This window comes from Siminovitchia jepli (assembly GCF_047228825.1).
Classification (GTDB): domain Bacteria; phylum Bacillota; class Bacilli; order Bacillales; family Bacillaceae_C; genus Siminovitchia.
The window spans coordinates 1-532 of record NZ_JBFEGN010000233.1; the positions used below are offsets into that span (position 1 = coordinate 1).

Genomic DNA, 532 nt, shown 5'->3' on the forward strand with positions numbered 1-532 from the left:
ATAGGTGCAGGAAGGCATACCCGGGGAACTGAAACATCTCAGTACCCGGAGGAAGAGAAAGAAAAATCGATTCCCCGAGTAGCGGCGAGCGAAACGGGAAGAGCCCAAACCGAAAGGCTTGCCTTTCGGGGTTGTAGGACACTCAATGCGGAGTGACAAAGGAACGGTGTAGACGAAGCGGCCTGGAAAGGCCCGCCAGAGGAGGTAACAGCCCTGTAGTCGAAACACCGTTCCCTCCCGAGTGGATCCTGAGTACGGCGGGACACGAGAAATCCCGTCGGAATCCGGGAGGACCATCTCCCAAGGCTAAATACTCCCTAGTGACCGATAGTGAACCAGTACCGTGAGGGAAAGGTGAAAAGCACCCCGGGAGGGGAGTGAAAGAGATCCTGAAACCGTGTGCCTACAAGTAGTCAGAGCACCTAGTGTGTGATGGCGTGCCTTTTGTAGAATGAACCGGCGAGTTGCGATTTCATGCAAGGTTAAGTCGAAAAGACGGAGCCGCAGCGAAAGCGAGTCTGAAGAGGGCGAG

Annotated in this window: 1 rRNA gene; it reads left to right on the forward strand. The window is 55.1% G+C overall.

The annotated features are described in order from the left end of the window. Positions 1 to 532, forward strand: a 23S ribosomal RNA gene (locus tag AB1L08_RS22540); the annotation flags it as partial.